Below are 23,399 nucleotides of genomic sequence, written 5' to 3'. Positions count from 1 at the left end.
ATCATCGGTCTGGGTCGAACGACCAGTGCTGTCACCGCTCCCGTACGCGGACAATGAGCGCGCCGGGGCGCAGCGTGATCGCAACAGCAGAAACGAGACCGAAGCTGTCCCCGTCGAGTTCGATGCTCTGCGGCTCATCGAATCGGGCATTGAGTGTGCGAGCGCGGACGTATCGCAGGGCGCGCAGATCAGGGGTGGCGCGAAGGGCGACTCGGCCGCCTTTGGTGCGGTGGAGGAGTCCGCCGATCCCGAGTCTGGTGCCCACGCGGAGCCATTGCCAGAACCCCTTGGGGCGCAGGAGTACGACGTCGAGGAGTCCATCGTCGAGCCTGGCATCGGGCAAGAGGAGAATGCCGGCGGTGAGTGTGCCGCAGTTGCCGACGATCACCGTGTGCGCGTCGACCGAGCGTTCCTTGGCCGCGCCCACCCGGAAGTGCATCGAGAACTGCTTGTTGCCGAAGACGGACCGGCTGATCGGATCGGTGTAGGCGAGCCAGCCGATCCGCTTCTTCAGAACGCTGTTGGTGTCGGTGGCCATCCGCGCGTCCAGGCCCACCCCGGTCATCACGAGGAAGACATCCGTCGTCACCTGCCCCTCGGCGTCGGTGAGTTCGGCGACGCCGACGTCGATCGGATGATCGGCTCCGGTGAATGCGGTGCGTACTGCGGTGTCGATGCCGTCCATCAGGCCGAGGTTGCGGGAGAGTAGGTTACCGGTGCCGGCCGCGACGATCGCCACGGGAGTCCCGCTCGATTGCAGAACCTCCGCGACCGCACGGACCGTCCCGTCGCCGCCGGCGACGATCACCACTGCCGGATCCTGCTCCAAAGCCGAGCGTGCCGCCGTCTGACCGGGATCATCGCGCGAGGTCTCGAACCACGCCGACGGTCGCCATCCACCGGCCTTCTCCTCGGCGGTGACGGCGGATCGCAGGCGGGCCACATCGACCTTCACCGGATTGACGATGACGGCCGCTCGGTGCTCGACGGTCTCCTCGGAGCCTTGCCCTCGCACGCACGCCCTCCCCGGGACTCACCCCTCACGTCAGCCGATCTGATCAGATCATGGTTCAGTCCGCACTTCGGGACCATAACCCCATCAGCGCGACAGGTGTCTCACGTTCGCCACATTCATGACTGACGTTGCTGAGATTGAGCAAATATTACTGTTGGACTTGTGGGTGGCGGCAGTTCTATCGTCGAGTGGCCGGTAGTTCTTGTCGCTGCGCCTGATTAGGGATGAGGCTGCCACTCGCGCGCCGTTCGTGCGCATTCTCACCGCTGAGCATCCTGAGGAGATCGTTCGCATGACTGTCACCGGAACCACTCCCTACCGCACTCTTGGCCGCAGCGGAGCCGTGGTCTTCGAACAAGCCCTGGGCACCATGACGTTCGGGAAGGAGGCCGACGAGGAAACCTCGCACGCTCTCATCGATGCCTACCTCGCCGCCGGCGGCAATTTCCTCGACACCGCGGACGTGTACAGCAGCGGAGCAAGCGAGGAGATCATCGGCCGCTGGCTCGCAGCGCACCCGACCGAGGCACAGCAGGTCGTCATTGCCTCGAAAGGCCGGTTCCCGATGGGCGCCGGCCCGAACGATCTGGGCACCTCCCGCCGGCACTTGCGCACGGCACTGGACGATTCGTTGCGCCGCCTCGGCGTGGAGCACATCGACCTGTACCAGCTGCACGCCTGGGACGCCCTGACCCCGCTCGAGGAGACGCTGCGCTTTCTCGACGATGCCGTCTCGGCCGGCAAGATCGGCTACTACGGCTTCTCTAACTTCACCGGCTGGCAGCTCACCAAGGCCGTGCACCTCGCCGAGCGGTACGGCTGGGCGCCGCCGGCGACCCTGCAGCCGCAGTACAGCCTGCTGGTGCGCGGCATCGAGCACGAGATCGTCCCCGCCTCACTCGATGCCGGAATCGGTCTACTGCCCTGGTCCCCACTGGGTGGTGGCTGGTTGAGCGGCAAGTACGAACGCGATGTCCCGCCGAGCGGGGCGACCCGGCTCGGGGAGAACCCGGAGCGCGGTATGGAAGCCTGGAAGAAGCGCAACGAGAGCGAGCGCACCTGGACGATCCTGGACGCCGTGACCGACATCGCCGATGCCCACGGGGCGACCAAGTCCCAGGTGGCGCTCGCCTGGCTGGGCGTTCAGCCGGGCGTCACGTCAGTGATCCTCGGTGCGCGGTCCCTGAACCAGCTGAACGACAACCTGGGGGCCGTCCAGCTGCGGTTGAGCACCGAGGACATCGAGCGACTGACCGAGGCCAGCGCACCCGACGTGGACGACTACCCCTATGGCGGACCCGGTGTGGGCCAGCGACACCGCAAGATCGAGGGTGGCCGCTGAGTTGACCTCAGTGCGCTGAGCGCCACCGGCGTCAAGGTTTAGTACGGTTCGATCGTGACCATTTCCCCTGACGCCGGTGCGCGCCTCGCGCTCGTCACCTGCTCCGCGCTGCCCGATCTCCACCCCGAGGACGCCCCGCTGCTCGATGCGCTCGCTGAGCGCGAGGTCACCGCTGATGCCGTGGTCTGGGACGACCCGGACGTGGACTGGTCCATGTACGACCTCGTGGTGTTGCGCTCGGTGTGGGACTACACCTCGCAGCGCAAGAAGTTCCTCCGTTGGGCCGGGTCGGTCCCGCGCCTGGTGAACCCACCGAACGTGGTGCGCTGGAACATCGACAAGCATTACCTCCAGGCCCTGGAGGATCACGGCCTGCCCACGGTGCAAACCACCTGGTTGGAGCCCGAGAACGGGTACGACAAGCGCGGTCTGCACAACCGCTTCCCGGCTCGCGAGGACTTTGTGATCAAACCGGCGATTGCGGCCGGCTCCGAAGGGGCGGGTCGCTACACCGCGACCGATGCGAACTCGCGCCGCTATGCGATCGAGCACGCGAAGAATCTCATCGAAGCGGGCCACAGCGTCATGGTGCAGCGGTACATGCCGGAAGTGGACTCCCACGGGGAGATCGCCTTGGTGTTCTTCCACGGCACCTTCTCGCACGCAATGCGCAAGGGTGCCATGCTCACCGGTATCGATGACCCGAACGCTTTCCAGGTGGAGGAGATGGAGGCATATAAGGCCACCCATGCGGAGATCGAGGCGGCGCAGCAGGCGCTTGCCTTCGCCCGGGCGCGGATCCCGGGGCGGAACATCTCCAGCCGGCCGCTGCCGTACGCCCGGGTGGATCTGATCCCCTCGGGCCGCAACCCGGTGGTGATGGAGCTCGAGCTGATCGATCCTGCCCTGCACTGTTCCCTGGGGCGCGATGCGATGGCACGGTTCGCCGACTCCCTCGCAGCCGAGATCCGGATGGGGCCGGACTCGAACAATATCGACCTCGCCTGAGGAGCACGCCCGCCGGCTCAGCGCGTCTGGACGGCGGCGCCTGACCTGCCGCGTGCCCGCACCAGGTGCCACACAGTCACGGCAATCGCGGCGATCCACACGACCCAGCTGACGGCGGTGTGCAGCCAGTACGCGCCCTCGCCGAGGTCGGCGGTGGGGATGATGAAGTTCGCGTAGGCGTACACGAGCACCGTGTTCAGCAGGGCGTGCCCGAGCACCGCCGGCCACACTGAGTGCGAGAGGTATCGCACGGCGCTGAGCACGAAGGCGGCGAGGAAGAGGTTCACCGTGGTGGCCAGCACCTCCCGTGCGGGGATGGCGCCGTCCACGAGGTAGGTGGCGGTCAGCGGCAGGTGCCGCAATCATCAGCGCGGCCGAACCTGCGCCGTCGGCAATCGTGAACTCCTGCGCACCCACGCCGGCGGAGAAGGCGATGGTGACCACGGGCACCCCGCTCAGCACCAGGGTGATCAGCGCGCCGGTCCGTGCGATCGGGGCGAACGGCCGCAGCGGTGTGATGGCCGACTGCCGCACGAACGAGGTGCCGCGCCGGAGGCTCAGGTGCACGCCGAGCATCACCAGCAGCGGAAGCCACTGCAGGGCGGGCGTGAGCGTGACCAGCAGATCGGTACTCGTGCCACCGAACCAGAAGGGGATCATGATCGCGGCCGTGACGGCCAGCAACACGATCGTGAACCAGGTGAGGGTTCGGACCGATTCACGTGGCAGGCGCCCGGAGGGGCGGTAAGGGAGAAAGATCTCCATGCTATTTGTACACCGTACAGATGCCACGCTCGGCACTATGCTTCGTCGATGCCACAGCGCCGCAACCGAGGTCCACGCGGTGACCTCACCTTGGAGCGCGTGCTAGCTGCGGGCGAGGAGTTGCTCGCCGCCGGGCACCCTGATCGAGTGAGCATCAGGGCGGTGGCGGCGCGCCTCGATGTGGCACCCAACGCGCTCTACACCTACGTCTCCTCCAAGGATGAGCTGCATCAGCGCCTCGCCGATCGCGGCCTCGCCCGCATTGACCTCGGGCCGCTGGCCAGGCGGGCCGGGGCGCCGGGGGAGAGGCTGCTCACCTTCGCGCTCGTTGCCCGCCGGGCGCTGTTGGCCGAGCCCGGGGTGCTGCGGATCCTGGCCGCCACCCCCGTCCGCGGACCGGCCTCGGTGGCCCTGAGCGAAGCGCTGCTGCAGGCCTGCCACGACGGCGGACTCAGCCTTGGTCAGGCAAGTCGCCTGACGTACGCACTTACCGTGTTCCTCTACGGCTACCTGTTCCTGGAGCTCGGAGATCTCGAGCGTGGCGAGGAGCCGGCACCGTTCGACGTCGATCTGAGCGTGGCCCCGCTGACTGCCCGGATGGCTCAGTTGCCCTGGGATCCTTCAGAGGAGTTCACTCGAGGCGTTGAGGCACTGCTCGCCGGGCACGGGCTGCCGGTCGAGGAGTGAGCGTGGGCTCTGCCATGGCGTGCAGGACCGAACGCACTGCCGAGGCACCCGATCGCCGCGGCGGCCGAGAAGGCGACGAGCGCGCTGATCTGGTCGGCGATCAGGCCGACCAGAGGGGACATCACGGCCTGGCCCACGGCGAGCAACAGGAAGGCCATGCCCACGCCGGCCGCAGGATGATGCCGGTACACCTCGGCTCCCCACAGCAAGAGCAATCCGGTCACCGCGACGTACGCGGCTCCGAACACCGCTGCGGCAACGCCGGCCAGTCCCGGGCTGCCGGGGGCCAGGGCGAGGAGCACGGTGGCCGCCGCCATGCTGAGAGCGACGCCGGGCCAGGCGCGCCGTACTCCCCAGCGCTGGGCGAGATCGCCCGCGACGGCGCCGACAAGGCCGAATGCGCCGAGCAGGATCCACAGCACGGTCGAGGCGTGGTCGCTCATCCCGCCTACGGAGACCAGCAGATCGCGCCCGAAGGTCCAGATCGCTGAGCTGCTCGCCCCCATCAGCGCGGCGGCCGTGAGTAGCCGGAGCGCGCCCGGAGGGAACGTCGGGCGCGGAACGAGCGGTGAGCGCGCACCGCCGTGACGCGTCCCGTCGGGTGCGGGGATGGTCAGTGCGGCAGCCGTGGTCGCCGCGGCGCACAGGAGCGCGAATATCACCCAGGCCAGTCGCCAGTGGTCCAGCGTCAGCAGCGCGATCGGTCCAGCGATCATCACGCCTGCTCCGGTGCCGGCATTGATGACGGTCTGGGCTCTGTTCCGCAAGGGTTCGGCGACTGACTGCGCCACGGCGTGAGCCAACGGGGGTGAGGCAATGCCGGTGCTGGACCCGGCGATGATCACGCCCAGCGCGAGCGTGGCGGGCCCTTGTGCAGTGGCAATCAGCGCAGTCCCGCCGGTGGCGACGGCTCCGGCAATGATGGCGATCCGGCGCGCTCCCCAGCGCGGAGTCAGGAGCGAGGCGCACACGATGGTCACCGCGTATGCGGCATAGGCGCCGGAGGCGATGGCTCCGGCGAGAGCGGCTTCGATGCCGAAGGTGGTGCGGAAGACGGGTACGAACAGGCCGTAGGCGAACCGGGCCAGGCCGTAGCAGACGGCGATCAGGAACAGGCCGGCGCCGGCGAGGCGGACGGTGCCGGCCGCACTCAGCAGCGGTGTCGATGCACTGGTCGTGGTGTCGCTCATGCAATTCCCTCATCACTTCACAGGTCTGTGAAGTGCACGTTATGTACACTGACCTGTGAAGTCAAGGAGGTGACCGCATGGAGGCAGATCGGCCGCCGCGGTTGACACCCGGCGCCGCACGCATCCTCGAGGTGGCCTCGGACCTGTTCTACGCGCGCGGTATCCACGCGGTTGGGGTGGATACGATCGCCGCCGAATCGGGCGTCACGAAGCGCACGCTGTATGACCGGTTCGGTTCCAAGGAGGCGCTCGTCGCGGCCTACCTCCAGCGCAGACATGCGCGGTGGTGGGAGCGGTTCGAGCAGCGGATCGAGGCGGCCAGGCCGCCGCGCGCTCTCGCCGTGTTCGATGCCTATGAGCGGGACGCACCCTCGGTGCAGCGCGGCTGCGCGTTCCTGAACGCCGCCGGCGAATTACCCGAGGACCACCCTGGGTATGAGGTGATCCGCGAGCACAAACGGGCCGTCCGCCGTCGGATAGGTGAGCTCATCGAAGCCGACCGGCCGGAGGCAGGTGATCCGGAACAACTCGCCGACCATGTGTTCCTCCTGGCCGAGGGGGCCGTGGCGCAGCGCGGTATCGACGGCAGCGCTCAGCAACTCCGGACGGCGCGGGCAGCGGCCGCCGATCTCCTTGCCCGCGCCGAATGCTCCGATGTGCTCAGGGAATGATGGCGTCGGGCCGGTTGTCCATCGCCGCCCGGTTCGCGGACGCGATGCTCCACGCGGTCTCACGCGGGGACGTACCGGTCCGCATGGATTCCTCGAGCAGTCGCGCCACTTTGGTGCGCATCTCGGTGTGCAGCCGGTCGAAGGACTCGGCCGGGTCGGTGCCCACCCACCCGAACAGCAGCCACCAGGCCCACGCGGCAGCGCCGGTGTTGGCCACGATGTCGGGGATCACCATCACACCACGCTTCGCCAGCAATGCCTCGGCCTCGCGGGTGACGCCGGTGTTGGCTGCCTCCACGATCACGGCGGCGGCCACGTCATCGACATTGGCGGGTGTGATCGCGTAGGAGATGGCGGCCGGGACAAGGATGTCTGCCTCGACGGCCAGCACGGACTCGCGCGGTAGCTGGGTCACGGTGGCGGGGACCCGGGTGCGGTCGATCGTGCCGTAGTCATCGCGCAGGTCGAGCAACGCGGGCACATCCAGCCCGTTCGGGTCGTACAACGTACCGAGAGCATCGGCCATTGCCACGACGTGCACGCCGGCTTCGTGGAGGTAGAACGCCGCAGCGCCGCCCATCGTTCCGACACCCTGAATCGCGACCTCTGGCTGCATCCAGGCGCGCGTCGCGAAGACACCGAGGCAGGCCTGCGCCACACCGTAACCGCCGATCACATCACCGAGGACGCAGCCGTCATCCGTCATGATCTCCAACCCGGTACGCACCCGCTCGAGGGTGGCCGCCGGGTCGCTCGAGCGCTGGATCGCGGCGTGGAAGGACTGGCCCAGGCCTACCGCGGCGAATGCGTCGTCGATGCGCTGCTGGGTGACGCCGAGGTCCTCGGCGGTGACCCAGTGGGCGTCCAGCCACGGCTTCATGTCAGCGAAGAACCGCTCCAGCACACCGGTGGCACGCGGATCCTGGGGGTCGAAGTCGATCCCGCCCTTCGCGCCGCCCACAGGGAGCCCGAAGACCGCCGTCTTGGCGGCCATTCCGCGAGCCAGATCCTCCACCTCGGACAGCGTGCAACCGGGGCGCATCCGGGTGCCGCCGGTGGCCAGGCCGGAGACGAGCGTCTGGAGGACGAGGTACCCGCGGGCGCCGGTGACCGGATCCGTCCAGTGGATCCGGCGGTACGGCTCGGCCCTGGTCTCGACGTGCGTGGTCGACGTGCCGGTGCGGCCGTCGTCGGCGGGTGTGTTCTGCCACCGTGTGTCGAGTGTCGTCATCACGATCACCTCCTGCTGGGTGCTTGCGAGGTCTGTCTGGAGAGCGCCGGACGGCGTTCCTTTGCCTGTCCCTCAAGAGTGCGGCCGCGCGGTCGTGGCGTCTAGCACACGTTCATGCACGGAATCGTGCAGTTCTCCTTCATGATCCGTGCGCCGGGCCGTATCCTGACGCCCATGGAGCTGTCCCTTCGCCGGTTGCGGATGCTGCGCGAGTTGGATCGGCGCGGCACGGTCACCGGTGCGGCCGCAAGCCTGCACTACAGCCCCTCGGCGGTCTCCCAGCAATTGGCGCAGCTTGAGCGCGAGGTGGGTGCCACGCTGTTCGAGCGGATGGGACGCCGCATTCGGCTCACCGAACTCGGTGTGCTGCTCACCGAACACGCCGAGGACATCCTCGGTTCGGTGGAGCGAGCCGAGATGGCCCTGGAGCGCGCCCAGGGCGGTGTGGTCTCGCGGCTTGAGGCGGGAGTCTGGGCGTCAGTGGCCTCGGGTTTGCTGCCGACGGCGTTGGCCAGACTGGCGCAGGAACACCCCGGTATTGCGGTGCGCACCAGAGAGTTGGCACCTGAGGACACCGCCGGAGCGGTCCTGGACGGTTCCCTCGACTTCTCCTTCGTGATCGATTACTCGGACTACGCGATGCCATGGGACCCCGCGCTGGTGCGGGAGGTGATCGCCGTGGAACGCCTGCACGCCGCAGTCCCGGCCGGCACCGTGCTCGAATCCACCGCGGCCCTGGCGGCATTCGCGGAACAGCCATGGGTGCTGGCCGGAGCGAAGTCACACTTTGGGCGCGCGGTACGGATCGCGTGCCGGCGCAGCGGATTCGAGCCTCGGATCGTGCATCAGGTGGAGGAGCAGTCCACGGCGCTGGCGATGGTGGCCGGTGGGCTCGGGATCACGCTGGTCTCCGACCTCGTGCTCAATACGGTGCCCGACGGTGTGGACATCATCGCCCTCACTGAGCCGGTGCTGCGGACGGTCTCCCTCGCCCACCGCGCCACCAATCCGACCCGTCGGTCGTTGGAGTTGGTGATCGACGCGGTGCGCACCGCGGCTGCGGAACGGGGCCTGGCAGCGGGATCCTCTCTGCCGTAGGCGGGACCGGGGCCATCAGAGGCTGAGGCGCAGGTGCGAAGTTGCGAGGCGCTCGAGCGCCTCGTCCAGTCCACCCGCATCTTCCATGCAGCACAGGCATCCCCGGAGAGCGAGGCCGGCTGGTCGATCTGTCCGGTCACCAGGCCGGCGTCGATGGTGACGTCGCCGAAGTCGTTGACGATCACGCCGACCCGTGCTCCTGGCTGACGCAGGACGTGGTTGAGCAGGCTGGTCCTTCCTGCGCCCCGATGACCCGTGAGCGCGATCACCGGGATCGTTGCCACCGGCGGGTGCCTCCTTCTGATCTGCCCAGCGCCTGGCGCTCGCTCCGGAGCAACAGTAGGTCACTTTGACGAGAATGAAAACCACTATCTATAGTAACGACGTTCCTATCGGGCCCGCCGAACGCGCATCTGCGCTGGATTGTTGAGACACCTTCATGCCCTCGTGCACCCCCGCCCCGTTGCATCCGTCCGGTCGACGCCGGTTCGGGACCGCCCTCGTCGGACTGCTTGGTCTCGTCGCCGCACTGCTCACGCCCGCCGCGCTCGCGGTGAGTGCCACGGCGGTGCCGGTGGAGGCGGCAGGTTCCTACGAGCGCGACCTGTTCCTCGACCACGGCCATGTCGACGCGTTCAACATCGATGTCGTTGACGGCGTCCCCACGCTCAACCTCAAGGAGGACGTGACCGGCTCGCACGTCCGGCATCAGCCTGAGGACGTCGAATTGCATGTCAAGCAGGATGCGCTCATGCAATTTCCTGCCAGCGGCGGTTTCCCGGAAGGCCTGTACGACCGGACGGCCTACTACTTGCCGATGACGCAGAATCCAGACCTGCTCTGGCCGGGGTGGGACAGTCAGTCGCTCGGCTCGAGTGGCTACAGCGCGCCCGTGAACATCCACATCACCGGCGTCGAAGGGCCGGGCGAGGTGTATCTGTGGTCGACCGGCACCTGGGGAAGTATGCAGTCACTGCTCGCTGACGGCGGGTATCAGCTACCAGGCACGATCACGCAGTCTTTCCTCGCCCACGTACACGCAAACTGGGCCTTCACCGAGCCGGGCGACTATTGGCTCACCGCCTCCGCGGACGTGCTGGACACCGAAACCGGAGCGGTGGTCGCCACGAACAGCGCACAGTACCTGTTCTCCGTCGGTGACTTCGATCGCGCGCCGGAGGTAGTGGCAGTCTCCCCGCCGGAGGCGTCCTACCCCGCCGGCTCCGAGGTGACCCTGACGGCGTCCCAGTCTCCAGAGATTCCGGATGCGTCCTGGTCCTGGCAGAGCAGGGTGCCCGGAGGCGAGTGGAGCATCGTCGAGGGGCAGAATGCGCCCGAGTACCGCGGCACGGCCCACACTGACGGCGAACAGGTGCGCGCCATCGTCACCGTCGGGGACACGTCCGTCACCTCCGAACCGGTGACAGTCGTGGTGGAGGAGGAAGAGCCCGACCTGCCCACGTCGCTGACGCTGGATGGTCTGGCCAACCCATACGACGCTGGTTCCGACATAGTCCTCGAAGCCAAGCCGGATCTGCTCGTCGACGATGCCACCTTCGCCTGGCAGATCTCCACCGACGGTGAGGCATGGACTCTGGTCGAGGGGCAGGACGGCCCTGTCTACACGGGCACTGCCGAGCTTGACGGTCAGCACATCCGTGCCCAGCTCCTGATCGAGGGTGAGGTCATTGTCACCTCGGAACCGGTCACGGTCGAGGTGACCGAATCCGAGGATCCCCCGTTGCCAACTGCGTTGGCGATCGAGGGATTGACCAACCCCTACGACGAGGGTGCTCCGGTCGAGCTGACCGCGGCACCCGATGTGGAACACGCCGAGGCGACGTACCGGTGGGAGGAGTCCGCCGGTACCGATGAATGGTCCGCGATATCCGGACAGAACTCGGCAACCTATACCGGGACGGCTGAGACGGATGGTCAGTTGCTTCGCGCCGTCCTGGTGATCGATGGCGAGGTTGTGGTCGCCTCCGACGCCGTGACCATCGAGGTCAGCGACGACGATGACAACCCTGGTGGTGACGACCCTGGGCAGTGCTGGGATCTCATGCTTGAGACCGGCCACGTGGACGCCTTCAACATCGGGATCGACGACGGTGCCGCCACACTCACCCTGAAAGAGGATGTGACGGGTAGCCAGGTAGTCCACGATCCGCGTGATGTTGAGCTCCACGTGAAGGAGCGGGCTCTCACCGACCTCCCAGGTAGCGACGCGTTGCCCGGGGATCTACGCGGCGTCGCTGCGTACTACCTGCCGTTGAACCAGGATCAGGAGTTGCTCTGGCCGGGCTGGGACAGCCAGGAGTTGTCCGGAAGCGGGTACGACACTGTCGATATCGACATCACCGATGTCGACGGCCCGGGCGAGGTCTACCTGTGGACCAATGGATCCTTCGGTGAGCTGCGCTCGGTGCTGACCGATGAGCGATACCAGCTGCCCGGGACGATCCACCAGGACTACCTGGCACACGTGCACGCCAACTGGGCGTTCACCGAACCGGGTGCCTACTACCTCACCGTGAGCGCGACAGCGACGAACTCGGGGACGGGTGCCGAGACCACGACGGACACTGCGCGGTATCTCTTCAGCGTGGGTGATGAGTTGCCCGACGACTATCGGGACTGCTTGCAACCACCAGCAACTTCACCTCAGGCCCCCGATGCCGGCGAGCTGACTGAGGCCACGAGTGGTGACGTCTCCGTCGACCCGAACGAGGTTCGCGCAGGCGAGCAGGTCACCATCTTGGCGCCTGCGGTGGCTGACGCGTACGGAGCGGCGTTCCTGTACTCCGACCCGGCGGCCGTGACGAACGACTGGGTGCTGACCGATGGTGAGGGCGCCTTCCAGGCAGCGATCCCGGCAGGCACCGCGCCCGGTGAGCACCGTGTGGCCGTGGTGGACCGCGAGAACACCCTCGTCGGCTGGACGGCACTGACAGTCCTTCCGGCGGCCGTGGACGAGACGCCGGATCCGGACGAGGAGACCCCGGACCCGACGCCGAGGCCGACACCGGATGAGGAGGTCCCGGATCCGGACGGTTCAGACGCGGGACCGACCCCGGTGCAGCCGCAGAAGGACAACGGGTCCGGGACGCCGCCTCAGTGCTTCCCCGTGGAGTCCAATGGCTCCGGATCGGGCTCTGACTCCGGCAGTGGTTCGGGTGGCTCGTCCGGAGCGACCGGATCGGTGGTCTACGGCACCGAAGGCCACTTCGACTTCGGCGCCGTGGTCGATGACGGCACCTTCGAGATGCAGGTCAAGGACGATCGGACCGCACCGCCGGTCTGGCGCGATCCGAGCACGGTCGTCTTCGTCCTGGACGACTCCCACGCACGCCGGGATGCAGATATCGTCCCGGACGACCTGTCCTTCATCGCACCGCAGGGTCAGGACGTGTGGATGATCCAGCAGAACCAGGAGGCCGGGGTGCCGTGGCTGGGCTGGAACACCCAGCACGAGACGATCGTCAACGGCCCGGGGGCGAACGGCGTCGAGATGACGCTCGAGTCCGTGGAAGGGCCGGGTGAGCTGGCCATCTTCCTCAACGGCAATTTCGGTCAGCTGGTCGGAGAACGGGTGGTCGACACCGTCGGGGGTCCGCTCTCCTACACCATCCCGGCGAACACCCACCAGCACGGCAACTGGGTCTTCACCGAGCCGGGCGCCTACGCGGTGACCTTCACGCTCAGCGCCGATGGCGAAAGTGCCACGGACACGCTGCGCTTCTCGGTGGGTCAGGACGACCCGTCCTCCGCGGCCCAGGTGAGCGCCGGGGCCGGGGTGATCACCTTCGCTTCTGGTGACGACACCTCCGAGGAGGAGAGCGCTGCGCCTGACGGCAGTGAAGACAGTGCAGACGGCGCGGCCGCGGAGGAGGAGAGCGGCGATGATGCGACGACTGGCCGCACTGCCTCTGGGCAGCCCTGCTCACTGGCCTCGACCGGAACGCAGACCGACCTCGGTAGTCTCGCCATGGCAAGTGCACTGGCCGCGATCATCGGTGTGCTCGCAGTGGTGGGCTCTCGTCGCCTCCGTGTCCGGCGCTGATCGGGATCTTCGTCGCCACCCGGTCCATTCCGGGTGGGGACGGCGCCGGCCTGCCCTGATCGTCGCAGCCTTCGCCGCTTTCGGAACCGGACTTGCCGGGTGTGCCGCGCCCGCCGCGCAGAGCGAGGACGAAGGGCTCTCCATCGTCACCACCACGGGCATCGTGGCAGATCTCGCCGAGAATGTGGTGGGCGACCGGATGGAGGTGACCCAGCTCGTTCCCGAGGGAGCCGATCCGCACAGCTATGAGCCCACCCTGCGGGACGTGCGGTCCGTGGCCTACGCCGATGCGGCCTTTTCGAACTACATGATGCTCGAGGACCAGTCGATCATCCGCACCGTGGACGCGAACCTTCCCGACGGCGTCCCGAACGTCTCCCTCGCCGAGTCCGCCGTCCGCTACGCCGCGGAGATCATCCCGCTGGTGGAGAACGTCTCCCTGGACACGATCTGGCTCGGCATGCGGGTGCGCGGAACTGGGGCGGAGCTGGGAGCCGACCGGAGTTCCCAGGTGAATCTCTATGCCGTGGATGTGAGCGGCCCGGGGGACATGTTCGCCTATCTCACGCAGACGTTCGGTGAACCGGCGTTCTCCCTTGACTCCACTGATGGCTTCGATGCCGGTGACCTCACACGGTTGCCTCCAGATGCCCACACCCACATGAGCTGGGCATTCACCGAGCCGGGTATCTACGAGCTCACCGTACGGGCCGAGGTTGCCGTGGACTCCGCTACCACTGCGGGCGTCGGGGAGGAGACCACGTTCACCTTCGCCGTCGGCGTCGATCCGCACTCAGTGCCCGGACACGAGGACTCCACCGTCCTGTCCCGAGGCCACGCCGATGTGACCGTTGACATCGACTCCGACCAGATCTATCTGTTCGCGGACCCGCACGGCGGTGGTGACCACACGCAGCAGGAGTACGCAGCAGAGGATGTCGTGATCGACGTGCCCACGCGTGCGCTGCACGAGATCCCGCCCGATCCGGTGTACCGGTTCCTCGGGCGCGCCGGAGAGCAGATCTACCAGTTGCCCCAGGCCGTCCTCGGCGCTCACGTGCACGGTGAGATCGACCCGCACCTGTGGCAGAACGTCGGCAATGCCCAGGCGTACGTGGAGATCATCCGCGACACGGCGATCGAGATCGATCCGGACGGGGTTGAGGAGTATCGCGCCAATGCGCGCGACTATCTCCGCGAGCTGGAGGAGCTCGACACCTACGTCGAGGAGACGATCGCCGATATCCCTGCCCCGCGTCGACACCTCGTCACCACGCATGATGCATTCGGCTACCTCGGTTCGGCCTACGACATCGAGATCGCGGGATTCGTGACCCCGAACCCGTCGACCGAGCCCAGTATCCAGGAGCGCAGGCGCCTCGTTCAGACGATTCAGAACCTGCAGATCCCCGCGGTCTTCCTCGAACCCAATCTGATCAGCCGATCCTCCACGCTGACGCAGACCGCCGACGAGCTGGGCGTGCGGGTGTGCCCGATCTACGGCGACGCATTCGACGAAGAGGTCACCACTTACGTCGAGATGATGCGTGCCAATGCCGATTCCCTACACGAATGCCTGACCTAGAGAATTCGAGGACCCCGCGTTGTCTCCCACACGGACCGTACCCTGCCTCCTCGGCGCGAGCGTGCTTGCCGCCGGTGTCATCATCGGCACCACCGCCCCGGCACTGGCCGCCACTGACGACTCGCTGGACCAGACCGTCGGGTCCGGGGAGGAGATCGGCGATGAACAAGTAGTCGTGACCGAGGGCCATGTCGATGTCGGCCCGCGCCTGATCGATGGTCAGTGGCAGATTCTCGCCCGCGACGACACCACCGCACCTGCGGTGTGGCGGCAACTGGACGACGTCGTGTTCCACCTCGGCGACGCGGCCGTACTGCCCGCCCCCGAGGAGGAGCAGTTCGCCTTCATCGACGCCGAAGCCGGCGCCGACCTCTACGTGGTGCCGCAAACGGAGAACTTCGACGCACCGTGGGTGGGCTGGAACAGCCAGGACCCGGAAGTAGTGGCCGAACTGGCCAGGGGGATGACCTTGCGGTTCCACGGGATGGACGGGCCTGGGCAGTTCACCCTGTTCTTGCAGAGCGGGAACTTCGACGACGCCGAGTTGTTGTGGTCCTCCGATACGAGCGAAGCGCAGGACATCTGGGCCGATACCAACACGCATGTGCACGGAAACTGGATCTTCACCGAACCCGGCATCTACCTGCTCGATGTCGAACTCACCGCGGAACTGGTGGACGGGACCACGGCGAGCGACCGGGATATCCTGCGCTTCGCCGTCGGGCAGGAAACGGACCCGGCCGAGGCCTTCTCGGCCATCTACCCCGCCGCCGAGGGCGACCAGGAGCGTGGTGGTGAGGGAACAACGACGGCGAATGGAGGCGACTCCGAGTCCGAGGCAGACGCGCGACCGGTCGCCGATCAGGACGACTCGGGCTCGATCCCGATCGTCGCCATCGTCACCACTGCAGCGGTGGTGCTCCTGGGGGCGGTGATCACCGTCAGTACGGTGCGCTCGCGGCGGGCTCGTGCCGAAGCGCACCGTGAGAGCGCTAGGGAGCACAGCGATGACTGAGACGAGCACCGCGAATGAGGCCAGACCGATGAGCACCGCAGGTGCTGGCACCGCGAGTGAGCTCTCAGTGCGGGGCCTGGCCGTAGATCTCGGCGGGCGTAGCGTGTTGCGAGACGTGAATCTGACGGCCGGCGCCGGCGAGCTCACCGGGCTCATCGGGCCGAACGGTGCGGGCAAGACCACCCTGATCCGCTCGGTGCTTGGGCTCATCCCGGTCCGTGCGGGGGAGATCACCCTTGGCGACGGCTCCGCCAGGGCGGCCAGGAGCCGGGTGGGCTACGTGCCACAACGGCACGAGTTCGCCTGGGACTTTCCGATCAGTGTGGCGGACGTGGTCCTCTCCGGCCGGGTCGGCGCCATCGGGTGGCTGCGCCGGGCCGGGGTTGCGGACTATCGCGCGGCGAATGAGGCATTGGACCGAGTGGGAATGTCGCATCTGGCCAGGCGACCGGTCGGAGAGCTCTCCGGTGGGCAGCGCCAGCGCGTCCTGGTCGCTCGTGCCCTCGCACTGCGCCCCGCGTTGCTCCTGCTCGACGAACCATTCACCGGACTGGACATCCCCACCCAGGAGCTCCTCACCGACCTGTTCACCGAACTGAGCGGTGAGGGTCGGTCTCTGGTGATGACCACCCACGATCTCGCGGCGGCCATGTACACCTTCGATCGGCTCTACCTCATCAATCGCACCGTGGTGGCCGATGGTGCCCCTGCCGAGTTGCGCAACCCTGACGTGTGGATCCGGGCGTTCGGCTTCCGAGCAGGCTCCCCGCTGCTGGACGCGCTGGGGGTGGCGTGATGCTGACCCTCGGCGAGTTCTTCCAGGACCTGACCAACCCCATGTTGACCTTCTTGCCGAAGGCGCTGCTGGTGGCGGCGATGTCGGCGATCATCTGCGGAGTGATCGGCACTCATGTGGTGTTGCGCGGCATGGTCTTCGTGGGCCACTCCGTGGCGCACGCCGTGTTCCCCGGATTGGCCGTTGCGTTCGTACTGCAGGGATCGCTCGTGCTGGGCGGCATGGTCGCAGGCGTCGTCACCGCGATCTGCGTGGCGATCGTCGCGCAGAACCGGCGGCTGAAGGAGGACTCGATCATCGGGATCTTCTTCGTTGCCTCGTTCGCGCTCGGCATCGTGATCATCTCCACGGCACCGGGCTATTCCGGTTCGTTACAGAGTTTTCTCTTCGGCTCGATCACCGGCATCCCGGACTCGGACGTGTACGTCGTCGCGATCGCCGGCCTGGCGATGCTGGGTGCGGCGTTCGCGCTGCACAAGGAACTCGTGGCGGTCAGCCTGGACCGGGAGATGGCCCGTTCGGCAGGGTTGCCCGTGCTTGCACTGGACGTCGCGCTCTATGTGATGGTCGCGATCGCTGTCGTGGTCTCGGTGCAGGTGATCGGCAATGTGCTGGTGGTTGCGCTGCTGGTGGTGCCACCAGCCACGGCCCGCCTGCTCACCGACCGGCTCGGCGCCATGATGGTCCTCGCCCCGGCGATCGGTGCCTCCTGCGCGTTCGTGGGGCTGTACCTCTCCTGGGCCATCGATCTGCCGACCGGCGGTTCGATCGTGCTGCTCTCGACGGCGGTCTTCCTGCTCACCTGGGTGCTCGCACCGCGCCACGGTCTCCTCGGCAAGCTGCGGGCCGGATCCGCGCGCACCGGCCAGGTGGGAGCCGCGCACCAGGAGCCGGCGGACGCCAAGGTCTGACGCGGAGCGACACGGAGAAGGGCGCGGCCCCGCGGGGCCGCGCCCTTCTCGTCCATCGTGGCGCCGGGTCAGCGATATTCACCAGCGTGCTTGGCTCGTGCCACGAGCGCGGCACCTGCGAGCAGGAGCAGCACGCAGGCCATGACGAGCCCCGCGCCGATACTCTCGGATCCTGTCTCCGCAAGTGCGGCGCCGGCGCCCGGGCCTCCTGTGCCACTCTCACCCTGCGCTGCGTCGTCCCCGGACTCGTCCTGCGTTGCGCCGTCCCTGGGTTCCTGCTGCCCAGGCGCCGCGCCGTCCTCGGTCGGAGTGGTGATGTCGTCATCCGGGGCGGTGGTGCCGTCGTCCGGGTCCGCTGGTGCTGGGGTGACGGCGAGTGTCACGGGCTCTGAGGCGACGTAGGTCGAGGCGTCATCGAAGACGAGAGCGGCGCTGATCGCGGCGCCGTCGAGATCCTCGGTGGCGGGCAGGACCAGCTGTGCGGATCCGCCACTGTCGATGGTTCGTGGCTCACCACCGTGCGGGGTGAGGGTCCAGGCGTACCGCGACAGCACCGAGTCCGGGTCGACCGAGGCGGTCAGGGTGATCTCCTCGCCCGCGGTATACGACTCCTCGAGCCCGGCGATCTGGACGTTCTGGCGAGGATCGGCGCCGTGGTCATCGACGAGAATCGTTGCCGACGGGCTGGTTGCGAGCGCCTCACCGGCCTCGTTCATCATGGTGACCCGAACCAGAGTTCCGTCCAGCGCCTGCTCGGCGATGACCTCGTGCTCTGCGGCCGTCGCTGTTTCCATGAGATGCCAGTCAGCCTGGTCCGGGCGTTGCCACTCCCAGCGGAAGGTATCCGTATCGGCTGCCGCCGGGTCCGCCAGTGCTCGCAGTTCGATGGTGGTGCCCTGGTGATAGTGGCTGCCGTGGGCTCCGAGCCCGTCGATGATGACCACCTGTTCACCGTCGGCAGCGTCGACCACCCGGAGTTCGAAGGGGGCGTAGTTGACACTCGCGCCGGTTGCGGCGTCGCTCACGAGCAGGCCGAGCGTCCTGCCGTCCATCTCTGCCGTCACCGGCAGGGAGACGGTGGTGGAGGTGGCACCGTCAATCGGCTCGAATTGCCACTGGCTGATGCCGTAACCCCACTGGTACTCGAGGCCCTCGCGGCCCGGCTCGAGGCTACTGTTCAGCTCGATCGTCTGACCGACGCGATAGATGTCCTGACCACCCGTGAGGATGAGCTCGCGCTTGCTGATGTAGGGCGCGAAGGGTGCCGACTGTCCCAGGACCGTGCCGTCCGAGGACACGATCTGCAACACCCCCTCACTCGTGGGCTGGTCGGTCCACGAGCTGTCCATCCATGACGTCTGCAGGGTGACGCTGGTGCCTTCGACCTGCACCTGCTGGGACTCCATCGAGTCGTATTCGGTGCCGTAGGGGAAGGAGCGGGTGGCGAAACGGATTGTCTCGCCCTCGTCCAGACCGGAGTGCTCGACGGTGACGCTCCACGTGTCGCCGAGGTAGTACCTCTCGTTCATCCCCGAGATGGTGAGCTGCTCGCCGGAGCCCTGGTTGGCACCGCTGACGGTGAAGGTGTGCCATGCCGTCTCCTGGGTGTACTCCTTCTCCACCGCGTCCCATACCGACAGCCGGATCTGCACCTCGTTCCAGTGGGTCGAGATATTCGGGAGCATCCGGGGGTCGGATCCGATGCTCACGTAGGTCTGGTCGGCGGACGCCGATCGACGGGTGTGCCACCGCAGCTCTTCGTTCTGCTCGAGACTGACGCCCTGCGCCGAAAGCTCGACGTTCTCGCCGGCGGCGTAGGTGTCCTTCCAGCCGGCGATGCCGAACTGGTCCTCGGCACCCTCTTCCAGGACTGTGACGGTGACCGGCTCGGACGTCGATGGCGCAGCGGTGCGTGTGTCCATGGGCACGTAATGCGCTGTCAGCTCGCGAACTCCTAACCGCACGGCAGTGGTCTGGATGCTCGTCGAGCCACTGTCCAGCCGCTCGTGACCCAGGATCCTCTCACCGTCGTAGAACTCGACATAGCCGTCCAGATCGGCGGGGAGGACGCTCGCGGTGAGTGTCACCCGTTCGTTCTCGGTGATGGCACTCACATCGACGGACAGGTCGGTGCTGGTGGCCCTCGGAGCGGCGAGATCGCCGACCACGAACGTGTAGGTCGCACTCGCCGAGAGAGTTGAGCCGCCGGTGCCGGCCGCGGTGGCGGTCACATCGATCTGATACGTGCCCGGTTCGGTGAAGGCCCAGTTCGCGTGCATGTGCGTGCGGCCCATGGTGAAGGTGTCGACGTTGTCGTCACTGGACCACAGTCGATCGAGGTTCTCTCCGCTACCGGTGTACAGTTCCAGGTCGCCTGGGCCTGTGACCTCGGTCAGCGTGAACGCGGTCCGATCGTTCTCCAGGGCGCCCGCGGGCACCGATTCGGTTGAGAAGCCGGGCCAGAGCTGTTCATAGCCCTCGCTTCCCATGGGATTGCCCTCAGGTGCTACCCACACCTCGCTGCCAGGTTCGGCGATGAAGTCGTAGCCAGGTGGGACCGTGGTCCTCGCGTCGTCGTCGAGGTGGAAGATGGTGGCCGCAGGATCCAGGCGGGTGCCGTCGCCCTCGGGCACATCGGCTTGTGACGCCAGCGCCAGCGCGCCATCGTCGATGAAAGTGGAGACGGCGTCGGTGTGGATGCGGGAGAGGACGCGCACCTCGGTGGGTGCCGGTGCGTGGCCGTCGAGGGCCGCCGCGGGGGAGACCAGTATGAGGCCGCTGAGGGCGAGTGCCAGTACCCCCGTCGTGGCACCGATCGTGACAGGTCTGTGATGCATCGTGGTCCTTTCAGGCGCCGGTCCAGCGGCACGTGTGAATGCGGATGAGGCGTGGATGTGCGCGAGTCATCGGTGCGGAGGCGAACGCGAGCACCAGAAGATCACATCTTAATGCGCATGACTATCAATATCATGAAACTGAGTGCTGGCCTGATGGCGTCCGGTACAGCAGCGCCGCTCGGCGGGCAGGGGGAGCGTCCTTGGCCGCGCCGCTCTCTGCGGTGACGGATCTTTTCCGGCTACCCGATGACTCTGAGGGCTCGCCTGGGTCTATCTCTACGAGCGGTCCGAACGGACCGGTTCGCTCAGGGCCCATAGAGGAGGCGCGGTGGTCAGCACTGAAACTCAGGTGATGGAGACGGTACGGCGATGGTGGGTGCTGGCCGTGGTCTGTATGGCGATGTTCATGGGCGTCCTGGACTCCACGAGCGTGTACGCCGCGCTACCGGCTATCGCGCGCGACGTCGGGTTCGCACCGGCGGAGATCCAGTGGGTGATCACGGCCTACGGGGTGGCAGTGGGCGGGCTGCTGCTCTTGGGCGGCCGGTTGGCAGACCATATGGGGCAACGACGGGTGTTCATGGCCGCCGTCGCGGTGTTCGCCGCAGCCTCGCTGGGGTGCGGCCTGGCCGTTTCGAGCGAGATGCTGATCGCCGCACGGGTCCTCCAGGGGGTGGGTGCTGCGGTGATGACACCGGCCGGGCTATCGATCCTGATGCACGTCTTTCCTGAAGGACCTGAGCGCAACAAAGCGCTCGGTCTCTGGGGAGGTTTGGGCGGGATCGGCGCATCAGCCGGACTACTGCTTGGAGGCGTGCTGACTGACTGGGTCGGGTGGGCCTGGATCTTCTACACGAACGTGCCGGTCTGCGTGATCGTGGTGATCGTATGCCCCGTTCTGCTTCCGCGCGGAGTACGCAATAGGCGGGCGCTTGACCTGCCGGGCGCAATCACCGCCACCGGTGCACTAGTGCTGACGCTCTTGGCGTTGTTCCGCATCGCTGAGCACGGAATCGGCCCGTTCACCTTGGCCTTCGGTGCCGGTGCCGTGATCTTGACGGCTATGTTCGTCGTGATCGAGCGGTACAGCCCGGTCCCGCTGGTGCCGCTGAGCATCTTCGCCTCGCGAACGCTCGTCGGCGGCAACCTCGTCATTCTGGTCGCCGGTGTCGCCGTTGATGGTCTGCTGATTATCGTGACCCTCTACGCCCAGCAAGTGCTCGGCCTCTCGGCGATCCAGTTCGGCCTGACGATGGCGATCATGACAGTCACCTCCGTGATCGCAGTCTTTGCCGGGCAGCATCTGGTCACGCGGGCCGGCTTTCGTCGCGTGGCGAGCGGGGGCCTGGTCTTGTTGGCCATCGCCTGTGTGCTGCTCAGCAGCCTCACCCCTGACGGCACCGTGGTGAAGAACCTGCTGGCTGGACTTCTCGTCTTCGGTGCTGGGATGGGTGCCGCGTTCGTTGCCGGCCAGATCGCCGCGTTGACCGGTGTTGCGCAGGAGCACGCGGGGCTGGCGGCGGGGGTGGAGGAGACGTCCTTCGCCGTCGGCACGACGGTAGGTGCGGCACTGGCCTCGGCGATTGCGATCGGCTACGCCACCCGAGGAAACGTCGCTACGCCGTCAGTTGCCGAGTTGACCGAGGGGTTCGGGGCCGCTCTCTTGGCGCTGGCCGCCATCGCTGCCCTCGGGGCAGTACTCGCAGTGGTCCTGTTGCGCCATGTCCCTCAAGAGCAGGCCATCAGGTCATGACTGTGCGAGTTGTTGAGGATGACTTCGAGGAGCGGGCCGGACCTTATCGGGCTGAGCTACTTGCCCACAGCTATCGGATGTTGGCCTCGATCGACGATGCCGAGGATGCGGTTCAGGAGACCTATGTGCGCGCCTGGCGCGGTTATCACCGTTTCGAAGGACGCTCATCGATCCGCACCTGGCTGTATCGGATTGCCACCAATACGTGCCTGCGGTCACTGGAACACCGCAGCCGCCGAGTGCTGCCCACCGGTCTAGGTGGTCCGGGCCAGGATCCTGCGGCGCTACTGACCGAATCGCCGGAACTCACCTGGTTGGAGCCTCTCTCCGACAGCATGCTCGGTGCCGGTACCGGCGGCGCAGAGGATCCACTCGCCACTGTGGCTCAGCGCCAGAGCGTCAGGTTGGCGTTCATCGCTGCCCTGCAGCGCCTTACTCCCCGCCAGCGCGCCGTGTTCATCTTGCGAGAGGTGCTGACCTTCAGTGCGGCCGAAGTTGCTGACATGTTGGAGGTGAGCCCAGTCGCGGTGAACAGCCTGATGCAGCGGGCCCGTGCACATTTCGATCGGGCACCACTGCTCGAGAGCGACGTGATCGAACCAGACGCTCCTGAACAGCGGGAGCTGCTCGATCGCTATGTCACCGCAATGCACGCCAACGACGTCGAAGCGCTCGTCTCGACCCTGACCGAGGATGCCGTCTGGGAAATGCCGCCTTATCCGGACTGGTTCCACGGCGCGCGCACGATCGGGCAGATGATCGCCGCACAGAGTCCCGCGCAGCGGCCTGGTGATCACCTGCTCGTGCCCACCTCGGCCAACGGGCAGCCCGCCTTCGGGTTGTATCTACCCGACCACGACGGCGTGCACCGGCCCTTCAACCTGCAAGTGCTCACCCTGACTCAGGAGGGAATCTCCCGCGTCGTCGCCTTCTTCGATCAGCGTCTCTTCGCCCCTTTCGGTCTCGTGGATACAGCAGCTCACGGTGAGCGTGGGGAAGGGGAAAGTCCGCCGGTTTCGCGCTCACGTGAGCGCCCCCACGGTGGCTCGATCAGGTATGCAGAGGAGGTGCGGCGTCAATGAGCCCGGTGAGTGCCTCACGTGTGGTGACTCGCTCCTCGATCTCCTTGGTGAGCCGGTCCCGTTCTTTCATCAACCGCGCCGTGAGCAGAGACGTTTGCGCAGCAGGATCGGACATGCACGGCAGTACATCGGCGATGGCCGCGGTGCCCAAGCCGGCCGCAAGGAGTTGCCGGATGAGGGAGACCCGATGGACATCCGACTCGTCGAACTGCCGCTGTCCGCTCACGGTGCGAGCGGGTGCGAGCAGTCCCCGGTTCTCGTAGTAGCGCAGCGATCGGATGCTCGCTCCGGTGCGCTGTGCGAGTTCACCGATGCGCATCGCTTGCCCCTCACACTGATGTCAGGTTCTA

The 23,399-nt window shown here is 66.9% G+C and carries 18 protein-coding genes and 1 pseudogene; 12 read left to right on the top strand and 7 right to left on the bottom strand.

What is annotated here, in order from left to right:
• Positions 1-31: 31 nt before the first annotated feature.
• Positions 32-1,015, bottom strand: a complete 984-nt coding sequence (locus LQF10_RS13100; RefSeq protein ID WP_231064280.1) for a diacylglycerol/lipid kinase family protein — start codon at positions 1,013-1,015, stop codon at positions 32-34.
• 292 nt (positions 1,016-1,307) lie between these two features.
• Between LQF10_RS13100 and LQF10_RS13095 the strand changes: the two genes are divergently transcribed.
• Both LQF10_RS13095 and LQF10_RS13090 read left to right on the top strand, forming a co-directional pair.
• A complete protein-coding gene (locus LQF10_RS13095) occupies positions 1,308-2,357 on the top strand; it encodes an aldo/keto reductase (protein WP_231064279.1) in 1,050 nt (349 codons plus the stop codon).
• A 54-nt stretch (positions 2,358-2,411) separates the two neighbouring features.
• On the top strand, positions 2,412-3,365 hold the full coding sequence (locus tag LQF10_RS13090) for an ATP-grasp domain-containing protein (protein WP_231064278.1): 954 nt from the start codon (positions 2,412-2,414) through the stop codon (positions 3,363-3,365).
• Positions 3,366-3,382: 17 nt separating this feature from the next.
• Here LQF10_RS13090 and LQF10_RS13085 read toward each other — a convergent pair whose 3' ends face one another.
• A complete protein-coding gene (locus LQF10_RS13085) occupies positions 3,383-3,727 on the bottom strand; it encodes a hypothetical protein (protein ID WP_231064277.1) in 345 nt (114 codons plus the stop codon).
• A 451-nt stretch (positions 3,728-4,178) separates the two neighbouring features.
• Between LQF10_RS13085 and LQF10_RS13080 the strand changes: the two genes are divergently transcribed.
• Entirely contained in the window at positions 4,179-4,817 is a 639-nt protein-coding gene (locus LQF10_RS13080) for a TetR/AcrR family transcriptional regulator (protein WP_231064276.1), read from the top strand.
• Here the strand turns inward: LQF10_RS13080 and LQF10_RS13075 are convergent.
• The gene (locus LQF10_RS13075) at positions 4,733-6,007 is read right to left on the bottom strand and encodes an MFS transporter (protein WP_231064275.1); all 1,275 of its coding nucleotides are present in this window, start codon (positions 6,005-6,007) and stop codon (positions 4,733-4,735) included. The two genes, LQF10_RS13080 and LQF10_RS13075, sit on opposite strands and share 85 nt — an antisense overlap.
• Positions 6,008-6,084: 77 nt before the next feature.
• On the opposite strand from LQF10_RS13075, the gene LQF10_RS13070 reads away from it, so the two are divergent.
• Positions 6,085-6,678 carry a TetR/AcrR family transcriptional regulator gene (locus LQF10_RS13070; RefSeq protein ID WP_231064274.1) on the top strand — a complete coding sequence of 198 codons (594 nt, stop codon included), beginning with the start codon at positions 6,085-6,087 and terminating at the stop codon, positions 6,676-6,678.
• Here the strand turns inward: LQF10_RS13070 and LQF10_RS13065 are convergent.
• Positions 6,668-7,909, bottom strand: coding sequence for a Glu/Leu/Phe/Val dehydrogenase dimerization domain-containing protein (locus LQF10_RS13065; RefSeq protein ID WP_231064273.1), 1,242 nt, complete (start codon positions 7,907-7,909; stop codon positions 6,668-6,670). The genes LQF10_RS13070 and LQF10_RS13065 overlap by 11 nt on opposite strands.
• 174 nt (positions 7,910-8,083) lie before the next feature.
• Between LQF10_RS13065 and LQF10_RS13060 the strand changes: the two genes are divergently transcribed.
• Positions 8,084-9,007 carry a LysR family transcriptional regulator gene (locus tag LQF10_RS13060; protein ID WP_231064272.1) on the top strand — a complete coding sequence of 308 codons (924 nt, stop codon included), beginning with the start codon at positions 8,084-8,086 and terminating at the stop codon, positions 9,005-9,007.
• Positions 9,008-9,174: 167 nt separating this feature from the next.
• On the opposite strand, the pseudogene LQF10_RS13055 reads toward LQF10_RS13060, so the two are convergent.
• Positions 9,175-9,276 (bottom strand): annotated as a pseudogene (locus tag LQF10_RS13055) (GTP-binding protein); the annotation flags it as partial.
• A gap of 170 nt (positions 9,277-9,446) precedes the next feature.
• On the opposite strand from LQF10_RS13055, the gene LQF10_RS13050 reads away from it, so the two are divergent.
• From LQF10_RS13050 to LQF10_RS13030, 5 genes are read left to right on the top strand one after another with little or no spacing between them, the layout of a single operon-like run.
• Positions 9,447-13,070, top strand: coding sequence for a TIGR03773 family transporter-associated surface protein (locus LQF10_RS13050; RefSeq protein WP_231064271.1), 3,624 nt, complete (start codon positions 9,447-9,449; stop codon positions 13,068-13,070).
• Positions 13,057-14,655: an anchored repeat ABC transporter, substrate-binding protein gene (locus LQF10_RS13045; protein ID WP_231064270.1), complete on the top strand. Its 1,599-nt coding sequence runs from the start codon at positions 13,057-13,059 to the stop codon at positions 14,653-14,655. Before LQF10_RS13050 ends, LQF10_RS13045 begins: the two co-directional genes overlap by 14 nt.
• Before the next feature lie 19 nt (positions 14,656-14,674).
• The gene (locus LQF10_RS13040; RefSeq protein WP_231064269.1) at positions 14,675-15,670 is read left to right on the top strand and encodes a choice-of-anchor M domain-containing protein; all 996 of its coding nucleotides are present in this window, start codon (positions 14,675-14,677) and stop codon (positions 15,668-15,670) included.
• A complete protein-coding gene (locus LQF10_RS13035) occupies positions 15,663-16,466 on the top strand; it encodes an anchored repeat-type ABC transporter ATP-binding subunit (protein ID WP_231064268.1) in 804 nt (267 codons plus the stop codon). The genes LQF10_RS13040 and LQF10_RS13035 overlap by 8 nt, the downstream gene beginning before the upstream one ends.
• Entirely contained in the window at positions 16,466-17,377 is a 912-nt protein-coding gene (locus LQF10_RS13030) for an anchored repeat-type ABC transporter permease subunit (protein ID WP_231064267.1), read from the top strand. Before LQF10_RS13035 ends, LQF10_RS13030 begins: the two co-directional genes overlap by 1 nt.
• Positions 17,378-17,445: 68 nt before the next feature.
• Here LQF10_RS13030 and LQF10_RS13025 read toward each other — a convergent pair whose 3' ends face one another.
• Positions 17,446-20,214, bottom strand: coding sequence for a choice-of-anchor M domain-containing protein (locus LQF10_RS13025; RefSeq protein WP_231064266.1), 2,769 nt, complete (start codon positions 20,212-20,214; stop codon positions 17,446-17,448).
• 328 nt (positions 20,215-20,542) lie between these two features.
• On the opposite strand from LQF10_RS13025, the gene LQF10_RS13020 reads away from it, so the two are divergent.
• Together LQF10_RS13020 and LQF10_RS13015 are read left to right on the top strand one after the other, a co-directional pair.
• Positions 20,543-21,967 carry an MFS transporter gene (locus tag LQF10_RS13020; protein ID WP_231064265.1) on the top strand — a complete coding sequence of 475 codons (1,425 nt, stop codon included), beginning with the start codon at positions 20,543-20,545 and terminating at the stop codon, positions 21,965-21,967.
• Positions 21,964-23,049: a sigma-70 family RNA polymerase sigma factor gene (locus LQF10_RS13015; RefSeq protein WP_231064264.1), complete on the top strand. Its 1,086-nt coding sequence runs from the start codon at positions 21,964-21,966 to the stop codon at positions 23,047-23,049. The genes LQF10_RS13020 and LQF10_RS13015 overlap by 4 nt, the downstream gene beginning before the upstream one ends.
• Here LQF10_RS13015 and LQF10_RS13010 read toward each other — a convergent pair.
• On the bottom strand, positions 23,018-23,368 hold the full coding sequence (locus tag LQF10_RS13010) for a MerR family transcriptional regulator (RefSeq protein ID WP_231064263.1): 351 nt from the start codon (positions 23,366-23,368) through the stop codon (positions 23,018-23,020). The genes LQF10_RS13015 and LQF10_RS13010 overlap by 32 nt on opposite strands.
• Positions 23,369-23,399: the final 31 nt, after the last annotated feature.

Source organism: Ruania halotolerans, assembly GCF_021049285.1.
Taxonomy (GTDB): domain Bacteria; phylum Actinomycetota; class Actinomycetes; order Actinomycetales; family Beutenbergiaceae; genus Ruania; species Ruania halotolerans.
This window is presented reverse-complemented; position numbering and strand designations above follow the sequence as displayed.

What these genes read in the sequence shown, in the direction of transcription:
- LQF10_RS13070 (WP_231064274.1), top strand. Translation starts at nt 6,085, where the DNA reads ATGGAGGCAGATCGGCCGCCGCGGTTGACACCCGGCGCCGCACGCATC.
- LQF10_RS13050 (WP_231064271.1), top strand. Translation starts at nt 9,447, where the DNA reads ATGCCCTCGTGCACCCCCGCCCCGTTGCATCCGTCCGGTCGACGCCGG.
- LQF10_RS13010 (WP_231064263.1), bottom strand. Translation starts at nt 23,368, where the DNA reads ATGCGCATCGGTGAACTCGCACAGCGCACCGGAGCGAGCATCCGATCG.
- LQF10_RS13030 (WP_231064267.1), top strand. Translation starts at nt 16,466, where the DNA reads ATGCTGACCCTCGGCGAGTTCTTCCAGGACCTGACCAACCCCATGTTG.
- LQF10_RS13025 (WP_231064266.1), bottom strand. Translation starts at nt 20,214, where the DNA reads ATGCATCACAGACCTGTCACGATCGGTGCCACGACGGGGGTACTGGCA.
- LQF10_RS13065 (WP_231064273.1), bottom strand. Translation starts at nt 7,909, where the DNA reads ATGACGACACTCGACACACGGTGGCAGAACACACCCGCCGACGACGGC.
- LQF10_RS13060 (WP_231064272.1), top strand. Translation starts at nt 8,084, where the DNA reads ATGGAGCTGTCCCTTCGCCGGTTGCGGATGCTGCGCGAGTTGGATCGG.
- LQF10_RS13075 (WP_231064275.1), bottom strand. Translation starts at nt 6,007, where the DNA reads ATGAGCGACACCACGACCAGTGCATCGACACCGCTGCTGAGTGCGGCC.
- LQF10_RS13080 (WP_231064276.1), top strand. Translation starts at nt 4,179, where the DNA reads ATGCCACAGCGCCGCAACCGAGGTCCACGCGGTGACCTCACCTTGGAG.
- LQF10_RS13095 (WP_231064279.1), top strand. Translation starts at nt 1,308, where the DNA reads ATGACTGTCACCGGAACCACTCCCTACCGCACTCTTGGCCGCAGCGGA.
- LQF10_RS13035 (WP_231064268.1), top strand. Translation starts at nt 15,663, where the DNA reads ATGACTGAGACGAGCACCGCGAATGAGGCCAGACCGATGAGCACCGCA.
- LQF10_RS13015 (WP_231064264.1), top strand. Translation starts at nt 21,964, where the DNA reads ATGACTGTGCGAGTTGTTGAGGATGACTTCGAGGAGCGGGCCGGACCT.